We start from the raw sequence: 945 nt of genomic DNA, 5'->3' as shown, positions 1-945 counted from the left end.
GGGTGAAGGACTGCACGGTCAACAGCACGGCCCGGCCACCCCGAACGGCAGGCCCGGGCCGTGCTGTTGACCGTGCAGTCCTTCACCCTGTCCCTGCGCACGATGACCGACGAGGACGATCCGGAGCTGGACTCCGCCGCGTTCCTCGGCGAGCTGCGCACCCTCCTGGAGAGGACCCTGACGCCATGAGCCACACCGAGGCCGCGCCCGGCTCGTCGCTGAGCGCGCACCGGCGCCGCCGGGAACTGGCCGAGGCCGCGGACGGCCGGACGGTCGACGTCCTGGTGGTCGGGCTGGGCGCCACGGGCGCCGGAGCCGCCCTGGACGCGGCGGCCCGCGGCCTGGACGTCGTCGCGGTGGACGCCCACGACCTGGCGTTCGGCACCTCCCGCTGGAGTTCCAAGCTCATCCACGGCGGACTGCGCTACCTGGCCTCCGCCCAGTTCGACGTCGCCCACGAGAGCGCGGTCGAGCGCGGGGTGCTGATGACCCGGACCGCCCCGCACCTGGTGGCCGCGCAGCCGTTCGTGCTGCCGCTGACCCCGCTGGTGTCCCGGGCTCAGGCCTCGCTGGCCTGGGCCGGGTTCCGGGCCGGGGACATGCTGCGGCTGGCCGCCCGGACCCCGCGCCAGGTGCTGCCCGCCCCGCGCCGGCTGTCGGCGACGGAGGCCCGGCACCTGGCGCCCTCGGTCCGCGCGGCCGGGCTGCGCGGCGGGCTGCTGTCCTGGGACGGCAAGGTGACCGACGACGCCCGCCTGGTGACCGCCGTGGCCCGGACGGCCGCCGCGCGGGGCGCCCGCGTGCTGACCCGGGTGCGGGCGCTGGCGCTGACCGGGACGGGCGCCCGGATCCGGGACGAACTCACCGGTGAGGAGGGCGAGATCAGGGCCCGCGCCGTGATCAACGCCACCGGGGTGTGGGCGGGCGCCCTCGCCGACGGCATCC

The 945-nt window shown here is 77.1% G+C and carries 1 protein-coding gene and 1 pseudogene; both read left to right on the top strand.

What is annotated here, in order from left to right; translation table 11 throughout:
• Positions 1 to 27 precede the first annotated feature (27 nt).
• A pseudogene (locus tag CCN44_RS42180) lies at positions 28 to 189 on the top strand (TetR/AcrR family transcriptional regulator); the annotation flags it as partial.
• Positions 186 to 945 (top strand): FAD-dependent oxidoreductase (locus CCN44_RS42175; protein WP_143650488.1); only part of this gene is annotated, 760 nt, incomplete at its 3' end. The pseudogene CCN44_RS42180 and the gene CCN44_RS42175, both read left to right, overlap by 4 nt.

It is taken from the genome of Streptomyces tricolor, from assembly GCF_002155905.1.
In the GTDB taxonomy this organism is placed as follows: domain Bacteria; phylum Actinomycetota; class Actinomycetes; order Streptomycetales; family Streptomycetaceae; genus Streptomyces; species Streptomyces tricolor.
Note: the sequence above shows the minus strand (reverse complement) of the source record. Positions and strands in the feature narration are given on the sequence as shown.